The 19,068-nt window shown below is 59.3% G+C and carries 19 protein-coding genes and 1 tRNA gene; 16 read left to right on the top strand and 4 right to left on the bottom strand.

The features are described 5' to 3' along the window. The first annotated feature begins 183 nt into the window (after positions 1 to 183). Complete coding sequence (locus tag O4G74_RS07800; protein WP_269402072.1) at positions 184 to 2,208, top strand: alpha/beta hydrolase family protein; 2,025 nt, start codon at positions 184 to 186, stop codon at positions 2,206 to 2,208. Positions 2,209 to 2,388: 180 nt separating this feature from the next. On the opposite strand, the gene O4G74_RS07795 is transcribed toward O4G74_RS07800, so the two are convergent. Next, positions 2,389 to 2,463: transfer RNA gene (locus O4G74_RS07795), tRNA-Thr, on the bottom strand. A 77-nt stretch (positions 2,464 to 2,540) separates the two neighbouring features. On the opposite strand from O4G74_RS07795, the gene O4G74_RS07790 reads away from it, so the two are divergent. The 6 genes from O4G74_RS07790 to O4G74_RS07765 all read left to right on the top strand — a co-directional run bounded on the left by O4G74_RS07790 (position 2,541) and on the right by O4G74_RS07765 (position 7,521). Further along, positions 2,541 to 2,684, top strand: coding sequence for a hypothetical protein (locus O4G74_RS07790; protein ID WP_269402071.1), 144 nt, complete (start codon positions 2,541 to 2,543; stop codon positions 2,682 to 2,684). Then, complete coding sequence (locus O4G74_RS07785; protein ID WP_269402070.1) at positions 2,684 to 3,886, top strand: cytochrome P450; 1,203 nt, start codon at positions 2,684 to 2,686, stop codon at positions 3,884 to 3,886. Before O4G74_RS07790 ends, O4G74_RS07785 begins: the two co-directional genes overlap by 1 nt. Before the next feature lie 91 nt (positions 3,887 to 3,977). Next, on the top strand, positions 3,978 to 5,261 hold the full coding sequence (gene murA, locus O4G74_RS07780) for a UDP-N-acetylglucosamine 1-carboxyvinyltransferase (protein ID WP_269402069.1): 1,284 nt from the start codon (positions 3,978 to 3,980) through the stop codon (positions 5,259 to 5,261). A gap of 14 nt (positions 5,262 to 5,275) precedes the next feature. After that, positions 5,276 to 5,734: a DUF2948 family protein gene (locus O4G74_RS07775; RefSeq protein WP_269402068.1), complete on the top strand. Its 459-nt coding sequence runs from the start codon at positions 5,276 to 5,278 to the stop codon at positions 5,732 to 5,734. A gap of 1 nt (position 5,735) precedes the next feature. Then, complete coding sequence (gene hisD, locus O4G74_RS07770; protein ID WP_269402067.1) at positions 5,736 to 7,046, top strand: histidinol dehydrogenase; 1,311 nt, start codon at positions 5,736 to 5,738, stop codon at positions 7,044 to 7,046. Beyond that, entirely contained in the window at positions 7,036 to 7,521 is a 486-nt protein-coding gene (locus O4G74_RS07765) for a UPF0262 family protein (protein WP_269402066.1), read from the top strand. The genes hisD and O4G74_RS07765 overlap by 11 nt, the downstream gene beginning before the upstream one ends. Here O4G74_RS07765 and O4G74_RS07760 read toward each other — a convergent pair. Continuing rightward, complete coding sequence (locus tag O4G74_RS07760) at positions 7,518 to 8,558, bottom strand: HWE histidine kinase domain-containing protein (protein WP_269402065.1); 1,041 nt, start codon at positions 8,556 to 8,558, stop codon at positions 7,518 to 7,520. The two genes, O4G74_RS07765 and O4G74_RS07760, sit on opposite strands and share 4 nt — an antisense overlap. A 191-nt stretch (positions 8,559 to 8,749) precedes the next feature. On the opposite strand from O4G74_RS07760, the gene infA reads away from it, so the two are divergent. Further along, positions 8,750 to 8,968, top strand: a complete 219-nt coding sequence (gene infA, locus O4G74_RS07755; protein ID WP_018147535.1) for a translation initiation factor IF-1 — start codon at positions 8,750 to 8,752, stop codon at positions 8,966 to 8,968. Positions 8,969 to 8,970: 2 nt separating this feature from the next. Continuing rightward, a complete protein-coding gene (locus O4G74_RS07750; RefSeq protein WP_419715376.1) occupies positions 8,971 to 9,579 on the top strand; it encodes a Maf family protein in 609 nt (202 codons plus the stop codon). Here the strand turns inward: O4G74_RS07750 and O4G74_RS07745 are convergent. After that, positions 9,540 to 10,370 carry a hypothetical protein gene (locus O4G74_RS07745; protein ID WP_269402063.1) on the bottom strand — a complete coding sequence of 277 codons (831 nt, stop codon included), beginning with the start codon at positions 10,368 to 10,370 and terminating at the stop codon, positions 9,540 to 9,542. The two genes, O4G74_RS07750 and O4G74_RS07745, sit on opposite strands and share 40 nt — an antisense overlap. Positions 10,371 to 10,506: 136 nt before the next feature. On the opposite strand from O4G74_RS07745, the gene O4G74_RS07740 reads away from it, so the two are divergent. From O4G74_RS07740 to O4G74_RS07720, 5 genes are all read left to right on the top strand, one after another. Then, entirely contained in the window at positions 10,507 to 11,244 is a 738-nt protein-coding gene (locus O4G74_RS07740; RefSeq protein WP_269402062.1) for a fused DSP-PTPase phosphatase/NAD kinase-like protein, read from the top strand. Between the two features lie 75 nt (positions 11,245 to 11,319). Then, entirely contained in the window at positions 11,320 to 11,628 is a 309-nt protein-coding gene (locus O4G74_RS07735) for a hypothetical protein (protein WP_269402061.1), read from the top strand. Positions 11,629 to 11,660: 32 nt separating this feature from the next. Continuing rightward, positions 11,661 to 11,933: a hypothetical protein gene (locus O4G74_RS07730; RefSeq protein ID WP_269402060.1), complete on the top strand. Its 273-nt coding sequence runs from the start codon at positions 11,661 to 11,663 to the stop codon at positions 11,931 to 11,933. Positions 11,934 to 12,068: 135 nt separating this feature from the next. After that, positions 12,069 to 12,950, top strand: coding sequence for a hypothetical protein (locus O4G74_RS07725; protein WP_269402059.1), 882 nt, complete (start codon positions 12,069 to 12,071; stop codon positions 12,948 to 12,950). Between the two features lie 34 nt (positions 12,951 to 12,984). Continuing rightward, positions 12,985 to 13,953: a hypothetical protein gene (locus tag O4G74_RS07720; RefSeq protein WP_269402058.1), complete on the top strand. Its 969-nt coding sequence runs from the start codon at positions 12,985 to 12,987 to the stop codon at positions 13,951 to 13,953. Between the two features lie 12 nt (positions 13,954 to 13,965). Here the strand turns inward: O4G74_RS07720 and uvrA are convergent, their stop codons facing one another. Continuing rightward, positions 13,966 to 16,881 carry an excinuclease ABC subunit UvrA gene (gene uvrA, locus O4G74_RS07715; protein WP_331283522.1) on the bottom strand — a complete coding sequence of 972 codons (2,916 nt, stop codon included), beginning with the start codon at positions 16,879 to 16,881 and terminating at the stop codon, positions 13,966 to 13,968. Positions 16,882 to 17,094: 213 nt separating this feature from the next. Between uvrA and ssb the strand changes: the two genes are divergently transcribed. Further along, positions 17,095 to 17,580, top strand: a complete 486-nt coding sequence (gene ssb, locus O4G74_RS07710) for a single-stranded DNA-binding protein (RefSeq protein WP_119380989.1) — start codon at positions 17,095 to 17,097, stop codon at positions 17,578 to 17,580. A 1-nt stretch (position 17,581) separates the two neighbouring features. Beyond that, complete coding sequence (locus tag O4G74_RS07705; RefSeq protein WP_269402056.1) at positions 17,582 to 19,024, top strand: amidohydrolase family protein; 1,443 nt, start codon at positions 17,582 to 17,584, stop codon at positions 19,022 to 19,024. Positions 19,025 to 19,068: the final 44 nt, after the last annotated feature.

The following is a 19,068-nucleotide window of genomic DNA, read 5'->3' as shown; positions in this document are numbered from 1 at the left end:
CGCAAACCCTAGTTGCACGGATTTTGGACGTTGGAAGATTGTGTGACATTTCGGTAACGGGAACGGGCATGTCTTGCCCCGAATTCGCGCTTGGAGGGACAATTATGCGCCTGCAAGGCGAAGTTGACCAATGCCGTACATTCGGCAACTGTCCTAACTCATGCGTGATGGAAGGGAGCATCTATGAAGCGGCAAATTATTGCGGCAGCCGGCCTTGTCGGGCTGGCATTCGGAGCTCAGGCGGACCCGGTCCCTATTGAGTCCTTTGCCAAAGAGCCAAATATCAGCAGCCTGTCGATGTCGAATGATGGCACCTATATGGTCGGTCTCATTGCGACCCCGGGCGACGACAATGAGACCTTGTCGATGGCCAGCTGGGAGCTGCCAGATACGATCGACACGTCCAAGGCACTGGTGCCGACGCGCATCACGCCACCGAACAACAAGATGCGGTTTGCCGCAATCCAGGCGCTTCCGGGCGACAAGGTGTTCGTCGTAGGCCGTCAGGCCTGGACGGGCCAGACCTTCTGTACCGAAGGCGGTGGCTTTGGCGCCACGAAAACCTTCGTGACGAAATTCTATGTCGGGTCCAAGGAGCTTGACGATCTTGACGAGGGCATTGCCGGTCTCGGGACCGAGCGGCTTCGCGACAAGCAGCTGGAGCAATGCCGCGATATCAACAATACAACCGGCATCTCGAACACGCTTCCGCTGGAAGAAGACAATGTGATCGTCACCTATAACAACATCGCCAGCGGCGAGACCGAGTATTACCGCGTGAATATGCGCACAGAGGAGAAAACCTTCCTCTACAATGGCTCAGGCCGTCAGGCGATCAGCTTCACTGATCCGCGCAATGGCCGTATCCTCGTCCGACAGGGCCTTGAGCCTGCGGGTGGGGGCGACCAGCGCGTTGAAACCTACATGCTCAACGAAGAAACGGGTGCGATGGAGCGCGAAGAGCCGCTCGATTACCTCATTTCAAATCGCTACCAGATGGATGTGGCTGGCTATGACGAGGCGTCCGGCCAGTACTACATGATCACCGACAAGTTCTCGGACAAGGCGGCGGTCTATTTCTACGATCCGAAGACCGACCAGTTCAGCAATGAGCCGGTCTTTGCCCATCCGGACTTCTCGGCGACGGGCGTTGTGCTTGGCACTGACAAGGAGAACTGGAACGAACCGCTCGGCTTCCGCTACGCGGCGGCAACCGTCGAGACTTACTGGCTCGATCCGGAGCTGCGTTCGATCCAGGAGGGTCTGGAACAGGCATTCCCGGGCCAGATCGTCGATATCATCGACGGGGCCAAAGATGGCAATCGCGTTCTGTTTTCGACCGAAGCTTCCGACCAGCCGCCAGCATATTATATGCTGCTTAACAAGAACAAGGTGGTGATGATTGGCGATAGCCGTCCATGGATCGACGAATCAGACATCGGCACGACCGAGCTGATCTACTATCCGGCGCGCGATGGCCTCAGCATTCCGGGCCTTCTGTCCTTGCCGGACAGCTACAACAAGAACACCGATGGCCGCATCCCGACGATCATCCTGCCACATGGCGGCCCTTGGGCGCGCGATTATGCAGGCTGGGACGCCTCCGGCTGGGTGCCTTTCCTGACCTCGCGCGGCTATGCCGTGCTTCAGCCCCAGTATCGCGGCTCGACCGGCTTTGGCCGTGAGCTGTGGTTCGCTGGCGATAAGGAGTGGGGCCAGGCGATGCAGGACGACAAGGATGACGGCGCGCAATACCTGGTGGACCAGGGTATTGCCGACCCGGACAAGCTGGCGATCTTCGGCTACTCCTATGGTGGCTTCGCAGCCTTCGCCGCGACCGTCCGCGAGAACAGCCCATATCAGTGTGCGATCTCGGGTGCTGGCGTGTCGAACCTTTCGCTGTTCAATCGCCTCTGGAGCTCCAACCGCGTCCAGCGAGCCTTGCAAGGCAATACGCTTGCGGGGATGGATCCGAGCAAGAACACTGCAAAGGCGAACATCCCGATCCTCGTCTACCACGGTGACCGCGACGTGCGCGTGCCGATCGAGGAAGGACGTGGCTTCTACAACGCAGTCAAAGGCCGCGTGAATGCCAAGTTCGTCGAGATCAAGGACATGCCACACAGCCTGCCTTGGTGGCCTGACCACCACCGTCAGTCGCTGAAGGCGATTGATGACTGGCTGAAGAGCGACAACTGCTTCGGCTAAGGCTCACGCAAAATGAGACAGGAAGAGGCCGCGCCGAATGGTGCGGCCTTTTTTGTTAGACTGCGAAAGCAGGCAAGAGGTACCTTCCAGCATACGGGATTAACCGGACCGCATGCACAGGGCCTACCGCCCCGACCTGTCGGGGCAGGGTGTTTCAAGATTTGATGGAATGGGGGAGGATGGTGCCGCGAGACAGAATTGAACTGTCGACCTCGTCATTACCAATGACGCGCTCTACCACTGAGCTACCGCGGCAATTGATGCTTGCGAGCGGTGGCCTTAGCTTAAGCTGGCAGTGAAGAAAAGACCGTTTCAGACATGGAGCTGAAGAAATGGCAGCAAAGGAAACTACAGCCGAGCGTGACGCGCGCCTCAAGGCGGCCCTGAGGGACAATCTCAAGAGGCGCAAGCAGGCGGCGCGCAAGGCGAAGGATGCCCCGACCTCGAAAGAGAACGAGGAGGATCCAGACGTTTGATGCTGGACCTCACAGCCCCGTCATTCATGCGCGCGCCGCATGAGCAGCTGGTTCGCGCACTCGACCGGAGCTGTTTTGCTGAAACGAGGATAATTCTTTTCGGCAAGGTCAAGCTGGTCCTTGGGCATCCGGAGATCCAGGATATGCTCAAGGATGGCGGACGTTTCGCGGTAGACGCGCGCAATGCCGGGCACGCCTCTCCCTTCGGGATGAAGTTCCTGCCAGCATCACTGAGGGTGTTGTCTGACAACCTGTTGGCACTGGATGACCCACGTCATCGGGAACTCCGGCATATGGTTGATGGTCCTTTTCGGCGGATTCAGATTGAACAGCTGGCGCCCTCGATACGGGAAACAGCCGACCAGCTTGTCGACGACATGATCCGCGATGGCGAGAATGATATTGTCGCCGGACTATGCCGCGAACTTCCCTTGCAAGTCATATTCGACCTGCTTGGCTTCTCCGATGAAACTCGCGGCAAGCTTCATGACGTGATGAAGGGCGTAGCAGGCGGCGGATCGGCTTTTGATGTGGTGCGGGCAATTTTTCGTCTGAAGCCAGCCCAGGCGGCCCTTCGGCGAGAGTTTGAAAACGTTCGCTCACATCCTCGTCCCGGACTGGTGTCAGAGTTGGCCAATGCAGGAGGCGATGGCGGGCAGATGAGCGATGACGAGCTTCTCGCCATGGTTTTTGTGCTTTTCGTTGCGGGTCATGAGACGACATCCCATCTCCTCTCGACGGCGACCTACACCCTGCTGATGCAGCCGGGCGCAGCATACCAATTCCGCAGGCTGGGCCGTGAGGCCCGCCTGGTCGCGATCGATGAACTCCTGCGATATTGCTCACCAGTGCAGATGACCAAGCCGCGTCATGCGCGCCGGGACATGGAGTTTCATGGCCAGTCACTGAAAGAAGGGGAGCGGGTGATGGGCTTGCTGGCGGCGGGAAATCTTGATTCCCGCGTGTTTAGAAACCCGACGCAGCTTGATCTTGCGCGCCGTCCGAACCGGCATCTTGGCTGGGGTGGCGGCCCGCATATGTGCCTTGGGCTGCATCTCGCCCGCACCGAGGTGCTGGAGGCGCTCAGCGTGCTTTTTGATCGTTTTCAGGAACTGGCGCTCGACACGGCACCCGACAATCTGCGTTGGACCAAGCGAACCGGCCTTCGTGGACTAAAAGCGCTACCACTCAGACTGCAGTAGACGGTCCAGCATTACCTGGTCGGTGCCATTACCACGAAACCCGCACATTCGTGCCTTTCCCCGGCCTGCGAGCGCACTATAAGTCCAGCGCATGGACAGTCTTAAAATCATTGGCGGACAACCGCTTTCCGGCGAAATACCGATTTCTGGCGCGAAGAACTCCGCGCTGAAGCTGATGGCGGCCTGCCTGCTGACGGCAGAGCCAGTGACGCTGACAAACATGCCGAACCTGGCGGACACGCGCTTCCTGTCGCAATTGCTGCAGACACTGGGCGTGGAAGTCTACTGGCCGAAGGGCGATTCGGAGTGCCGGCTGAATGCCGAAAAGCTGACATCTACGATCGCGCCGTATGAGCAGGTGCGCAAGATGCGGGCGAGCTTCAACGTGCTGGGGCCGATGCTGGCGCGTTATGGGCATGCGACCGTCTCCTTGCCGGGTGGCTGTGCCATCGGTGCGCGCCCCGTCGATCTGCACCTCCAGGCCTTCGAGGCGATGGGCGCCGACCTTCTGGTCGAGCAGGGCTATGTGAAAGCTGCCGCGATACACGGCCTGAAAGGCGCGCAGATCGTCTTCCCATTCGTCTCCGTTGGCGCGACAGAACATGCCATGCTGGCGGCGACGCTCGCCAAGGGTGAGACGGTGCTTGAGAATGCCGCGCGTGAGCCGGAGATTGCAGACCTTGCCGATTGCTTGATTTCCATGGGCGCGAAGATCGAGGGCGCTGGCTCTTCGACTATTACGATCCAGGGCGTCGACGAATTGCACGGCACGAGCCACAAGGTCATGTCGGACCGTATCGAGGCGGGCACCTATGCCATGGCTGTCGCCGCGGCTGGTGGGCATGTCACGCTGACCAATGCACCCGTCGGGGCGCTGAGCGCGATCAACCATGCGCTGCGCAATGCAGGCGTAAAGGTCGAGGCTGACAAGGACGCCGGCACGATCGAAATCGAGACGACGGGCCAGCCACTCACACCGGTGAATGTCGATACCGCGCCGCATCCGGGTTTTCCCACAGACCTGCAGGCGCAGTTCATGGCGCTCATGTCAGTCGCGCGCGGCACGTCGGTCATTCGAGAAAACATCTTCGAGAACCGGTTCATGCATGCTCCCGAACTGTCACGCCTAGGCGCCAACATTGCTGTGCGCGGCTCAGAGGCAATCGTGACCGGGGTTGAGAAGCTGAGAGGCGCACCTGTCATGGCGACCGATCTGCGCGCCTCTGTCTCTCTTGTCATTGCCGGTCTTGCTGCCCAAGGTGAGACGACCGTCAGCCGTATCTACCACCTCGACCGGGGTTTTGAGCGGCTGGAAGAGAAGCTGAGCGCTGTCGGGGCGAATATCCGCCGGACAAGCGAAGAAGATGAAGGCTAGGGGCTGAACACGCCATGGCAACGAATACACCGCTGCGCCTGCTCGCTGAGGATAGCGAAGACCTGAAAATCATTTCAGCCGCTGTGCAGGACTGCGTCATTAAGGCGGAGAATATACGGTTCGAACGCAGCCAGAGGCGCTTTGCGCTCGAGGTGAACCGCTTCCGCTGGGAAGACGCGGCCAATAAGGGCAAGAGGGCGCCGAAAACCCGCGTGCGATCACTGCTGGCTTTCGACGGCGTGCTGTCTGTGAAGACGCGCGGTGTCACGCGTTCCGATCCGGACATGGTCTATTCTTTGCTCGCCATCGCGTTTGAACCAGATCAAGACCCGCCGGGCGGTACTGTGCGGCTTCACTTTGCTGGCGATGGCGAAGTGGAGCTGGCGGTCGAAGTGCTCGATGTGACGCTGCTTGACAGCGACTATGAATGGACAACGCGGCACACGCCGCAACATGACCGCAGGAGACGCTAGTATGGCCAGATGGCTGGACGGCACAAAAGGCAACTTCGCAGACGAGCTCGCAGCTTTCCTCGCTGAGCCGCGCGGAGAGGTCGAGGATGTTGCGCAGACCGTGACCGATGTGCTGGCGGACGTGCGCGTCAAGGGCGGCGAAGCCGTGGCACGTTATACCGCCAAGTTTGACCGGCTGACGCTAGACCCAGTCACGCTGCAGTCGGACAATGTAGACCTGCATGCGCTGGCAGCTGGATGTCCGGCAGACCTTCGCGAGGCTATTGATTATGCGGCTGAGAGGATCACCGCCTATCATGAGCGCCAGCGGCCTTCGGATAATTTCTTCAAGGACCCGGAAGGCGTCGAGCTTGGCTGGCGCTGGACGCCGCTCGACAGTGTTGGTGTTTATGTGCCGGGTGGTCTCGCGTCTTATCCAAGCTCTGTGCTGATGAATGCCGTGCCGGCGAAGCTGGCCGGGGTGAAGCGGGTCGTGATGACTGCGCCCGCACCGGGTGGGCAGCTGTCCAATGCCGTTGCCTATGCGGCGTTGAAGGCGGGTGTCGACGAATACTATCCGATTGGCGGCGCGCAGGCCGTTGCCGCGCTGACCTTCGGTGCGGGCCATCTCACGCCGGTCGACAAGATTGTCGGGCCGGGAAATGCCTATGTTGCTGAAGCCAAGCGGCAGGTTTTTGGCCGTGTCGGCATCGATACGATTGCTGGCCCATCAGAGATTCTCGTCATTGCCGACGAGAGTGCAAACCCGGACTGGATTGCCGCTGACCTGCTCAGCCAGTGCGAGCATGACACGTCTTCCCAGTCGATCCTGATCACTGTGGAAAAGCCTGTGGGTAAGTCTGTGGAAGAAGCTGTGGAAAAGCAGTTGAAATCTCTCTCCACAGAAGTGCGTGCACGCACCTCCTGGGAGACGCATGGCGCGATCATCCTGGCCAGGGATCTGGACCAGGCAGCAGACATCGCGAACGAGATTGCGGCAGAGCATCTGGAGCTTGCGATTGATGATCCGGACATGCTGCTGCCGCAGATCCGGCATGCTGGCGCGGTTTTCCTCGGCCATCATACGCCAGAAGCGCTTGGTGACTATGTCACCGGATCGAACCATGTCCTGCCGACCAGCCGCGCTGCTCGGTTCAGCTCTGGCCTTGGCCTGACGGATTTCATGAAACGGATGAGTGTCCAGCGGGCGGGCCCGGAAGGGTTTGCGGCGTTGGCGCCAGCCGTCCTGCGGCTTGCAGAGGCGGAGGGCCTGCCTGCCCATGCGCGCTCAGTTTCCATTCGGACCAATAGCGGTGGGAGTGATGGCAGATAAGCGCCTTGTTGCCGTCGAGATTGATGAAGAGACGCTGTCATCGAGCGGCCCTGACGCTGAGCATGAGCGGCGGGTGGCCATCTTTGACCTGATCGAGGAAAACTCGTTCGGTGTAAGAGACGATGAGCGCGGGCCCTATGTGCTGCATCTCTCAATGATGGAGCGCAAGCTGGTCTTTGATATCCGGCTGGAGGACCAGACCAAGGTCCACATGTTCATCCTGTCAGTCTCTCCGTTTCGTGGGATCATCCGCGATTACTTCATGATCTGTGAGAACTATTATTCGGCGATCAAGACGCAGTCCCCGCATCAGATTGAAGCGATCGACATGGCCCGCCGCGGAATCCACAATGAGGGCTCCACGCTGCTGGCCGAGCGGCTGGAGAACAAGATTGATGTCGATTTCGATACATCGCGGCGGCTGTTCACGCTGATCTGCGCGCTGCATGCCGGACAGACGCGGTCGCCAACCTAGGCTTTCGGAAATTCGATTTCTTCAGGTTGTTTCAGAGGGTGAAGGAGCCGGGCTGTCAGCTCCAGCCGAAGGCCATCTTCCTCAAATGTACGCTCAAAGCTCACATTCGGCATGAAGCTGAAGAGCTGGGAGCCGAAACCGGTCGTTTCAGGCGCGGTCACGCCAGACAGGCCGCTTTCCTTCCAGCAGACCTTGAAGCAGTACTCATCATCGCCGCGAGATGTCTCGATGCGCAGTGTTCCGCCGGGGACAGAAAAGCAGCCATACTTTGCGGCATTCGTCGCCATTTCATGCACCAGAAGAGAGGCATGCTGGGCGCCGCGCGGACCAAGCTGAAAGTCAGGACCACAAATGGTAACGCGGTCGCAATTGCGGCCACAGAATTGATCCAGCCCATCTTTCAGGATGGCGTGAAGGCCAAGCCCGTCCCATTGATTGTCGCGAAGCTGGTCATGTGTGCGGCCCATGGCAGCAAGGCGGGAGGCGAATTCATTACGGAATTCCTCGATACTCTCGGCCTGGTTGCCGGAGAGCATCGCAACAGCCTGTATCACCGAGAAGATGTTCTTTACGCGGTGATCAAGCTCCTGCTGGATTATCTCGTTTCTTTCGTGGAGCTTGTCCGATTCTGTAATGTCCTCAGCGTGCTGGACGATATAGGCGACCTCACCATCAATGCCGTAATAAGGGGTCTGCACGCATTGCCAGCATTTGGTGCTGACAGTGCCGTCGGCATGTCGGAAATGGTAATGGGTCCGGTCGAGTCGCGTCGTCTCACCGTTCAAAGTCCGGATGAATTTTTCGCGGACCGGTGCAGTCCGGTCATCTGTGTCGGGGAAGGCGTGGAAGATATTCTTGCCCGCGATGTCGGCCAGCTTGCGCTCAACGGAGTCGAGATAGGCCTGGTTCGCATACATGATGGTCAGGCTTCGATCCATGATCATGTACGGGGTCAGCATGCCGTCAACGAGATGGCGGAAATTCAAGAGGGCCGAGCCAGCTGGCAAGGCATTATGGGTCGCGAGACGATGCGGCATCATTCACACCAGGAATTGAATTTTCGTAATCTGACACCAAATTCCTCTCCAAGCCGTTACCAGACGCAACGCGCCGGTGTAGCCGCGTTGCCTTTTACGGCTTGCCCTTACAGGTGACGAAAGTTACGAACCGCGCCATATCTGGCCCGCAGAGATGGTTGACAGTCGCTGCGGCTAAACAAGGAGTGCCAATGTCAAAAGAAGAACTGATTGAGTTCAACGGAACGATCATGGAGCTTCTGCCGAACGCGACTTTCCGCGTGAAGCTGGAGAATGATCACGAAATTATCGGCTATACGGCTGGCAAGATGCGCAAGAACCGCATCCGCATCCTGACGGGCGACAAGGTCCTCGTTGAAATGACGCCTTACGATCTGACCAAGGGCCGGATCACCTATCGCTTCAAATAGTGATCAAGCCTGCGACGCGCGCGCCCCTGATCCTGGCGAGCGCGAGTCCAAGGCGGCTCGACTTGCTGGCGCAGGCCGGAATTGTGCCCGATGAGGTCCGGCCGGCCGATATCGACGAAACTCCGCTAAAAGATGAGACGCCCGCTGCGCTGGCCGAACGCCTGGCGCGCGAAAAGGCGCTGCGCGTGCACCAGGCGGGAAGTTTTACGCTGGCGGGTGACACAGTCGTCGCAATGGGGCGGCGCATCCTGCCCAAGGCGGGCGACACGGATGAAGTGATCGATTGCCTGCAAATGCTGTCTGGCCGCGCACATCAGGTCATTTCCGGCCTTGCCGTCTGTGCGCCAGATGGGCGGATATCTCTGCGGGCTGTCCGCTCCCGCGTCCTGTTCAAACGGCTCACCACTAACGAGATCGAACACTACGCGCATGACGGCGACGGTGTCGGTAAGGCAGGCGGCTATGCGATACAGGGGCAGGCGGCGCCTTTCGTGCGGCGGATAAACGGATCCTACACAGCGATCGTTGGGCTTCCGCTTTATGAGGCGGTGTCGATGTTGCAGGGGCTTGGCTACCTGAGCGGTGCGGCCTCACCAAGCGGCGCGGAATAGCGTAAGAGGTCCGCTCGTCCGCTTTCATGCTGCCGAGCGTGAGTGTTGGTCAGGCTGGCCGATACCATCGCATTTTCTGAAAGCGGCTCAGCGAGCGGGATGAGGAATGCCCGGCGGGTTTCTGGCAGCACAACGAGGCTTGCCAGGGGCAAAGATGTGGTGTCGCCATTCGCGTCCATCTGGATCGTGCCCTGAAGGCGCGCATGGGCCGTTCCTGTATTTGAGACCTCCAGACGAAGCGCGGTTGAGCCGTCTGCGAGCAGAACGTGCGTGACGGCCTCAATGACGGGCAGGCTCTTCGCGTCCGGGCCGGTGAGATAGATAAGGCTGGTTTCCTCGATCTTTCGAAGAAGGCTGCCGCCGTCTGACGTTGTCACAGGTGCAATCGCTGAGGCGAGGAGGGCAATCCTGCGCGAGCCTGCAGGTGCCGCCGTGTCAGGAATTTTGATGTCTACGAGGATTTCGCGGGATTCGCCGGGCGCGAGTGAGATATAGGCTGGGCTGAAGCGGACCCAGTCTACCATGCTGTCCGGCGCATCACCGGGCGGTTCAAGTTCGAGCTGACCTTCGGCGCTAATGGTCCAGTCAGTAAGACCGATGGTGAGTTCGACCGTCTCATCCGGGCTGTCATTCTGCAGAGTGACGAAGGCACGTTCGCGGTCTCCGGGGGCGGCACTCAGTTCCAGCGACGTCGGCTCAAGCGAGACCTGCCTGCCGTGAGCTGGAATAGAGAGTCCGGCCAGACAGGCGAGCAGGAGAAGAGCTGCGCGAATTGAGCGGGTGAGCTTCATGTCCTGTCCCAGTTGATTGGACGCATTGGTGTACGATGACGGTGAAGCTAGGTGGCCCCGGTTACCGGGTGGTTTAGAGACACGTCGTGCGCGCCAAGCTTGCGCCGGACGCCGGGCTTGGTTAGCCAAAACAGCGATGACCCAGCCTGACCAAGAGCCTGAGCGCAAAGCCGCGCCGAAGAAAAAGAAGAAGCGCAAGAAGCCGCCTCACATTGCGGCAGATCTGGCTACGGCAGAGGGGCGGCGCCGTGCCCAGCTGGAGATGGTGCTCGGTGATCATGGCTTTCTGCGGGAAGGCTTTCAGAACCTGCATCAGATCAGCCCCGAAATGTGGCGTTCCAACCAGCCGAACCCTCGGCAGGTGGCAGAACATGCGCGCGCACGAGGCATCAAGACGATCATCAATCTGCGCGGTGAGAGCACCAAGGGGTATTATCTCCTTGAGAAGGAAGCCTGCGAAGCGGTCGGCATAAAACTCGTCGATTTTCAGGTCTTTTCACGCGATACGCCGACGGTTGAGCGCATTGAGGCGGCACGCAACCTTTTTGAAACGATTGAGTATCCGGCGCTGATGCACTGCAAATCGGGTGCGGACCGGGCCGGTCTGATGAGTGCCTTCTACATGATATTCCGGCAGGGCATGCCGGTCGAAAAGGCGCTCAAACAGCTGTCTGGTCGCTACCTGCACGTCAAATCCGGCAAGACCGGAATGCTGGACGCGTTCTTCGAAGCCTATCTGGACAGCTCGCGCGAGACGGGAAAAGACTTTATGGCGTGGGTTAAGGACGACTATGATCGCGATGCGGTGAAGGCTGATTTCCTTCGGAAGCGGCGAGGCCGAATAAGCTTCGACCGTATTCTCCGTCGGGAATAAGATCGGTTTTTCCCTGGAATCTCTACCGGGTTCGTCAGAACCCTATTGGCTAGAAAGCCTCAGAAGGAAGCAAAAATGAAATTTCCAGTCTCAGTCCTGCTTGCCAGCTTCGTCCTGGTAGCCTGCGACGGAAGTTCTGGTGACCGCAGGGCCATCATGAAGTTTTGCGAGACGGAAGTCGGCATGGAAGCAGCAGAATGTGCGTGCCTGACCGACGCGGCTGAAGATTCGCTCGATGACGAGCTTTTTGCCAAATTTGCCGACATCGCCAGGAATGGTGGCGAGCAGGAGATTTCAATACCGGGGAACTCTGCAAGGGAGCAGGAACAGATCTTCGCTTTCATCTTCGAGGCAGCACCGCGCTGCGCATTTGGCCAGGAATAATCCAGCGGCCATGGTATTTTTGGGGGTGTGACGTGAAATTCTTTATTATCAACAGTTTCCGGGCGATGGTTTATGTTGCCTACTTGGCGATCATCGTGTGCGGTGTCTTGCTGGGCATCTATCAGGATGGGGTGTTCGCAGCAGAATACGGCCTGAGCGGTGACCTGGCACGTGTCGCAGAAATCGCCGGTTTCACGATTGCCGGCTGGATCCTTGCAAGCGTCATCTGCGGTCTTATCGTGGCTGTGCTCGACATTCGCGACGATATCAATGACCGTCTGCCAGACGCACGCCGCGACAACTAGACGACGCCAGTTCTGAATTGAATGGCGTGGTGGGACACGATGTCCTGCCACGGCCATTTTCAGTCGACTTGTACCCGGCCTGCATGCTTAGCCTAGAGGCGTGAATTCAGTATCTTTGCAAGCAGGGTAGCGGCCTTGGCCTTACATACCGCCTCCATCTCGAGAGACGCTCTTAGCCATGCGCGCAAGGTGGCGCTGCCGACCCTGCCGGGCCTTCTGCTTATGGCGTCGGCCGTCTTCGCGCAAAGTTATGTGAACCGCCTGGCAAGCGAAGGCGGTGAGCCAGTGTTCTACTGGTTCGCTATGGGGCTGCTCGTAATCTTCGTCGGCAGCTTCTGGTCGGCGACGATGTATCGCCAGCTTTTGCCGGAGGCCGGCACGTCTGGTGTTCTGGGAGACGCCTGCAGGCTGTTCCTTGCAAACCTTGCCGTCTACGGGCTCTATTTCATCCTGATTTTCCTGATGACGCTGTTTTTCTCGATCTTTGCAGGCGTGCTGATCGACGCGTCCGGTTATGACCCGTCAGCAAGCGGGCAGGCCGCTGACGAGGTCTGGCGGTCAATCGATGCGTTATCGGGTTCTGGTGCAGCAATCATCCTTTACCTGTTGCTGGTCGTATCGGCAGGGGCGCTGATCTGGCTCGGGCTTCGCCTCTTTCTGTTTGGCGCAGCCACGATTGCGGAGCGTCACATCACGATCTTCAGGAGTTGGCCGTGGACGTCGAAGCATGTCTCGAAGCTCGCCCTTCTCTGGGTCAGCCTGCAACTTCTGCCGTGGCTAGTCTTGTCCCTGATTGCGTCGTTTGTGCTTCATTCTGGCGGGATCATAACGGTTATCAGCGTTTACGCGCCGCCGCCTGAATCGGCCGAAGCGCTCGGTGATCTTGAGTTTGCTGGGCTTGCAGCGCTTGCCTTTCTCATCCTCGCACCGTTCTACTGGCTCGGGCATGGTCTCGCGGTTGCGCTTTATCAGCGGCTCGCGCCAACCCGAGTTGACGCGGAGACCACTTTCGGCTGAGTGCTGAAGCTGTATCACGTCCGGGGAGGGCATGGTGGAGCACAGGTTCAGTTTCGCGAATGCCATGCTGCATTTTGCCCAGGCGCGCGGGCCAGGCGGTTTTATCTGGAAGTATGCGCTAGCCTATCTGCTCGCCGTGCTCCTCATGGGCGGGCTGGCCTATGTCCTTTTCCAGCCGCTTATCGGGCTCTTCACTGATGTGTTGCTTCAAGTCGCCCGCGAAGCGTTGACGGGCGACGACATCGAAGTGGTGTTGACGCGCGAGATCTCTGGCATGGCGGGCCGCATCGTCTTTTCGTATATCGGACTATTGCTGCTGACAGCGCTGGTCTGGTCCATGTTTGAAGCGGCGATCCAGCGGCGCTATGTCCGCGAAGAGGGGTTCAGCATTGGTATTGGCGCGGATGAATTCCGGCTACTGCTCGTGGCGCTGATGTGGTTCCTGTTCAACATAGTTGGCTATCTCGCGAGTGCGATCATTGCGGGATTACTGGGGGCGATGATCATGAGCATCGGGGGTGGGGAGACCTATGCGCTTGGCTTCAGCGTTCCCATCGTCTTCCTGCTGGCGGCATTTGGCTGGCTTTACTGCACAGTTCGCCTGTCGCCAGCGGCTGGCCTGACAGTACGGGACAAACGCCTGCAATTCCTGAATGCCTGGGGTGCGAGCCGTGGCCGGTTCCTGCCGCTTTTCTTCGCTTATGTGTTCCTTGGTATCATTTTCTGGATCGTGTTCACGGTGCTCTATTCGGGCGGGGCTGCAGCGACCTTCTCTATCTTCATGGCGAACTTTGGCAGTATCGAGCAGATCGAAGCGAACCCAGCAGAACTGATCTTCTTTGTCCTGCAAGGACGTTTTATCGCCAGTGTGGTCGGCATCTATGCCGTGCTTCTGACGATCAACGGATTGCTTGCCTATGTCTGGGCGGGACCGGCATCGCTGGCCGCGAAGACTGATCCGCGCGGCGGCGGTATCGCACAGGCCCCAGACGTTTTTGCCTGAGAACAGGCGGCGCTATTCGGCCGCCTGTTTTGATTTCAGCTGTCTGGCATAGGATGCGCGGCGCTCATCCTGCCGGCGGAAAGTCTCTGCGAGGAAACGGCCCGTCCAGCTTTCTTCAATGGCGGCCACTTCTTCCGGTGTGCCGACAGCAACAATCTTGCCGCCGCCATCACCGCCTTCAGGACCAATATCGACGAGATGATCGGCCGTCTTGATGACGTCGAGATTGTGCTCGATCACCACGACCGTATTACCAGCATCGACCAGCTCATGCAGCACTTCGAGAAGCTTGCGGACATCCTCAAAGTGGAGGCCGGTCGTCGGCTCATCAAGGATATAGAGGGTCCGGCCGGTCGCGCGTTTCGACAGCTCTTTTGCAAGTTTGACACGCTGCGCCTCACCACCTGAGAGCGTCGTCGCCTGCTGCCCCACCTTGATATAGGTGAGGCCAACCCGGCTCAGCGTTTCCATCTTGGACTGGATGCTCGGCACGGCATGGAAGAACTTTTCAGCCTCTTCCACTGTCATGTCGAGCACGTCGGCGATGGACTTGCCCTTGTAGAGGACTTCCAGCGTTTCACGGTTGTAGCGCTTGCCGTTACAGGTCTCGCAGGTGACATAGACATCTGGCAGGAAGTGCATCTCGATCTTGATGACGCCGTCGCCCTGACAGGCTTCGCAGCGCCCACCTTTCACGTTGAACGAGAAGCGACCTGGCTTGTAGCCACGCGCCTTGGCTTCTGGCAGGCCGGCAAACCAGTCGCGGATCGGCCCGAAAGCACCCGTATAGGTCGCCGGGTTGGAGCGCGGCGTGCGCCCGATCGGTGACTGGTCAATGTCGATGACTTTGTCGAGATGGTTGAGGCCTTCGAGACTCTCATAAGGCGATGGAGCCTGTGAGGCACCGTTCAGCTTCCGGGCAAGCGCCTTGTAAAGCGTTTCGATGATCAGTGTGGACTTGCCGCCGCCGGACACGCCCGTAATGGCGGTGAACGTGCCGAGCGGTATGGTCGCGTCGACATTCTTGAGGTTGTTGCCGCTCGCGCCTTTGACGGTGAGCGAGCGGGACTTCTTCTTGAGGCGGCGCTTCGCTGGAACCGCAATCTCTTCCTTGCCGGACAGGAATGCGCCGGTGAGGCTGTCAGGATGAGAAATGACTTCCTCTGGCGTGCCCTCGGCGATGATCTGGCCGCCATGGACACCGGCGCGCGGCCCCATATCGATGACGTGGTCAGCGGTCAGGATGGCGTCTTCATCATGCTCCACCACGAGTACGGAGTTTCCGAGGTCGCGCAGGCGTTTGAGGGTTTCCAGCAGGCGTTCATTGTCACGCTGGTGGAGCCCGATGCTTGGCTCATCAAGCACATAGAGGACGCCCTGCAGGCCAGACCCGATCTGGCTGGCGAGACGGATGCGCTGGCTCTCACCGCCCGACAGCGTGCCGGACGCGCGTGACAGGGACAGGTATTCGAGGCCGACCGCATTAAGGAAGATTAGCCGGTCGTTGATCTCTTTCAAAATGCGCGAGGCGATCTCTTTTTGCTGGTCGTTCAGCGTGTCGACGACCTGGCCGAACCAGTCGCCGGCCTGCTTGATCGAGAATTCGGCGCTGTCGGAAATATCGAGACCGTCAATCTTCACCGCGAGCGCTTCGGGCTTTAGCCTTTTACCATTGCAGGACGGGCAGGGGGCGGCGGACTGAAACTTGGATATCTCATCGCGCGCCCACTGGCTGTCCGTTTCGCGGTAGCGGCGGTTGAGGTTCGGAATGACGCCTTCAAACGTCTTCTTCACCTCATAGCGGCGGAGGCCGTCATCATAGACAAACTGGATTTCTTCATCGTCCGTGCCGTGAAGCACAACGTCGCGGACATTCTGCTTCAACTTGTTCCAGGCTGTGTCGAGGTCAAAGTCGTAATGGTCGGCCAGCGCCTGAAGCGTTTGGGTCTGATACGGAGAAGCAGCGCGGGCCCAGGGCGCGATAGCCCCTTTGGCGAGCGACAGATCCTTGTCGGGGACGACCAGTTCAGGGTCGACCTTGGACTGTTGGCCAAGACCGTCACAGGCCGGGCAGGCGCCGAACGGATTGTTGAACGAAAAGAGGCGCGGCTCGATCTCCGGGATGGTGAAGCCGGAGACAGGACAGGCGAAATTGGCCGAATAGGTGATACGCTTGGCTTGTGTCTCGCCGTCTTCAAGGTCTGCATATTCCAGCACAGCGATACCATTGGCGAGGCCGAGGGCCGTCTCGAAACTTTCTGCGAGTCGCTGCTCCATGCCTTCGCGGATGACGACGCGGTCAACGACGACATCAATGTCGTGCTTGAACTTCTTGTCGAGCGTCGGCGGGGTTTCGAGATCGTGGAACTCGCCGTCGACCTTCACGCGCTGGAAGCCGTTCTTCAGGAGCTCGGCAAACTCTTTCCTGTACTCGCCCTTGCGGCCGCGGATCATCGGCGCGAGCAGGTAGAGCCGGGTCTTCTCCGGCAGGTCCATCGTCCGGTCGACCATTTCGGAAACGGTCTGGCTCTGGATGGGCAGGCCGGTAGCGGGCGAATAGGGGATGCCGACACGCGCCCAGAGGAGGCGCATATAGTCGTAGATCTCGGTCACGGTGCCGACAGTCGAGCGCGGGTTCTTCGAGGTGGTCTTCTGCTCAATCGAGATGGCAGGCGAGAGGCCCTCAATGCTCTCGACATCCGGCTTCTGCATCAGCTCAAGGAACTGCCGCGCATAGGCAGAGAGGCTCTCGACATAGCGCCGCTGGCCTTCTGCATAGATGGTGTCGAAGGCGAGCGAGGACTTGCCCGAGCCCGACAGCCCCGTCAGCACGACAAGCTTGTCGCGGGGGATGTCGACATCGACATTCTTCAGATTGTGTTCTTTCGCGCCGCGCACGCGTATCATGCGAAGATCGGGTGACGTCATCGACATAGCCTTTCGGGACCGCGCCTCGTCTAGCGTTGAAGTATCATGTGTAACTGGAGTCCAGCTTGACGACCAGAACAAAAGATGAACATTGTGCCGTCTGCAGCCATTTAAGCTGCCGATTGTGGAAATATGGGGTGCGAGGGCGACATGCGCCAAGTGTCGTATTACACCCGGAAGCTGGATTCGAACCGGAAATGAATGGAGCGCGATATGGCAGGCTCAGTGAACAAGGTCATTCTCATTGGCAATCTGGGAGCAGACCCGGAAGTGCGTCAGTTCCAGAATGGCGGCCAGGTCTGCAATCTGCGGATCGCCACGTCGGAGACCTGGAAGGACAAGAATACAGGTGAACGCCGCGAGAAGACCGAGTGGCATCAGGTAGCCATCTTTTCCGAGGGGCTGGTGCGGATCGCGCAGCAATACCTCAAAAAAGGCTCCAAGGTTTACATCGAAGGCAAGCTGCAGACCCGCAAATGGCAGGACCAGAGCGGCGCTGACCGCTATTCGACCGAAGTCGTCCTGCAGGGCTTTGACGGTACGCTGACCATGCTGGATAGCGCTGGCGGTGGCCAGGGCGGCGGCGGTGGCGGTCGCTCGGGCGGTGGCAGCTATGGCGGCGGCGGTGGTGGCCCACGCCAACTCGATGGTCCGCCGCAGGACTTTAATCAGGACTTTGAAGACGAGATCCCGTTCTAGCGTGACGTCGAACCGGGGCAGGGCGCCGGGGCTGGCGCTGGCGATGCTTCTCCTCTCGGCTTGCGCCGGTAGCCCTGTTGCGGAGCAAGAGCCAGGCGATACAGGCGCGCTGCTTCTCACCAATGCCCGGCTGATCGACCTTTCGGGTGAAGCGCCCCGGATCGAGGAGCCAGCCTTCTTGCTGGTTCGCGGGGGCGAGATTGCCGCCATTGGCGATGCCACTTCGAACTTTACCGCCGATCAAATCATTGACCTCGAAGGCCGTACGGTAACGCCAGGCCTCGTGGATATGCATGTTCATGTCTGGGATGAGACTGAGCTCGACGCTTACCTGTCATATGGTGTGACGACGGTGCGTAACCTCTCTGGAATGCCATTTCATCTGGTGCTTCAGGATGAAATTGCGCGCGGCGAGCGTCTTGGTCCCCGGCTGCTGACATCTGGGCCAATCCTGAATAGCGCCGGGGCGAACCAGCAGGACAACCATCAGCTTGTCGAAACAGCCGAGGAGGCACGCGCGGCCGTCGCCTGGCAGGCCGAGGCCGGTTTCACACGCCTGAAGGTGTATTCGAACCTCACGCGCGACGCCTATGAAGCGGCGCTGGATGAAGCGCGTCTGCGCGGTATGGCTGTCACCGGCCATAGCCCGGAGGGCATACGCGCCCTTGGCGTGCCGGAGAGTGAACCCTTCAATATTGCGTTCGGCGAAATCATTGACGATGGCTTCGAGACGCTGGAACATGTTGAGACAATTGTCTGGCATGGCCTGCGGGCGCGAAAAGACGAGGCTGCGGCGAGGGCGCTGGCGCGGCAGCTGGCGGATGACGGTGTTGGCGTGACGCCGACGCGCGTCGCGCATCACAATCTGCTTCGTATGGCAGAAACAGAGGGCGCCGCGGCTGAGCGTGAAGGCGTGGAGCTGCTCAACCCCTTCGTGCAGGGGCTGGAAGCAGAGGTGAAAGCCTATTGGGCGTCTGCAGATCGGGTGCCCCTCCAGCAAGAGGATGCGTTTCAGGCGCGCATGACCAAGATCCTCGCGGAGGAAGGCGTAAGGCTGTTGGCGGGAAGCGATGCGGGCACCTTCATCAACGTGCCCGGCCAGTCGCTCATCGACGAGCTCCGACTTCTCGTCGATGCTGGGCTTACGCCCTTTGAGGCCTTGCAGACCGCCACCTGGAACGCCGCGCTTGTGCTGGGTGAGAGCGATGCGAATGGATGCGTGGAAGCGGGCTGCGCCGCTGATCTGACTGTCTACAGCTGCGACCCGCTGGCCGATATTGATTGCGCCGCGTCGGTGTCAGGTGTTGTGCGGAACGGCGAATGGCTGGGGCAGGAGCGGCTTCAGGGACTTCGCCGGGCGGCAACACAGCACGATGTCGAACGCACGCAAGCCAACATCGTGGCAGGTCTGGCGGCGCAGGGAACGCCTGTTCCTGATTTCTAGGCCATACTGAGCGGGCGCGGGAACGCCTTCGTGTGCGGACCGTT

The organism is Henriciella marina, assembly GCF_027213945.1.
GTDB classification, from domain to species: Bacteria; Pseudomonadota; Alphaproteobacteria; order Caulobacterales; family Hyphomonadaceae; genus Henriciella; species Henriciella marina_A.
This window is presented reverse-complemented; position numbering and strand designations above follow the sequence as displayed.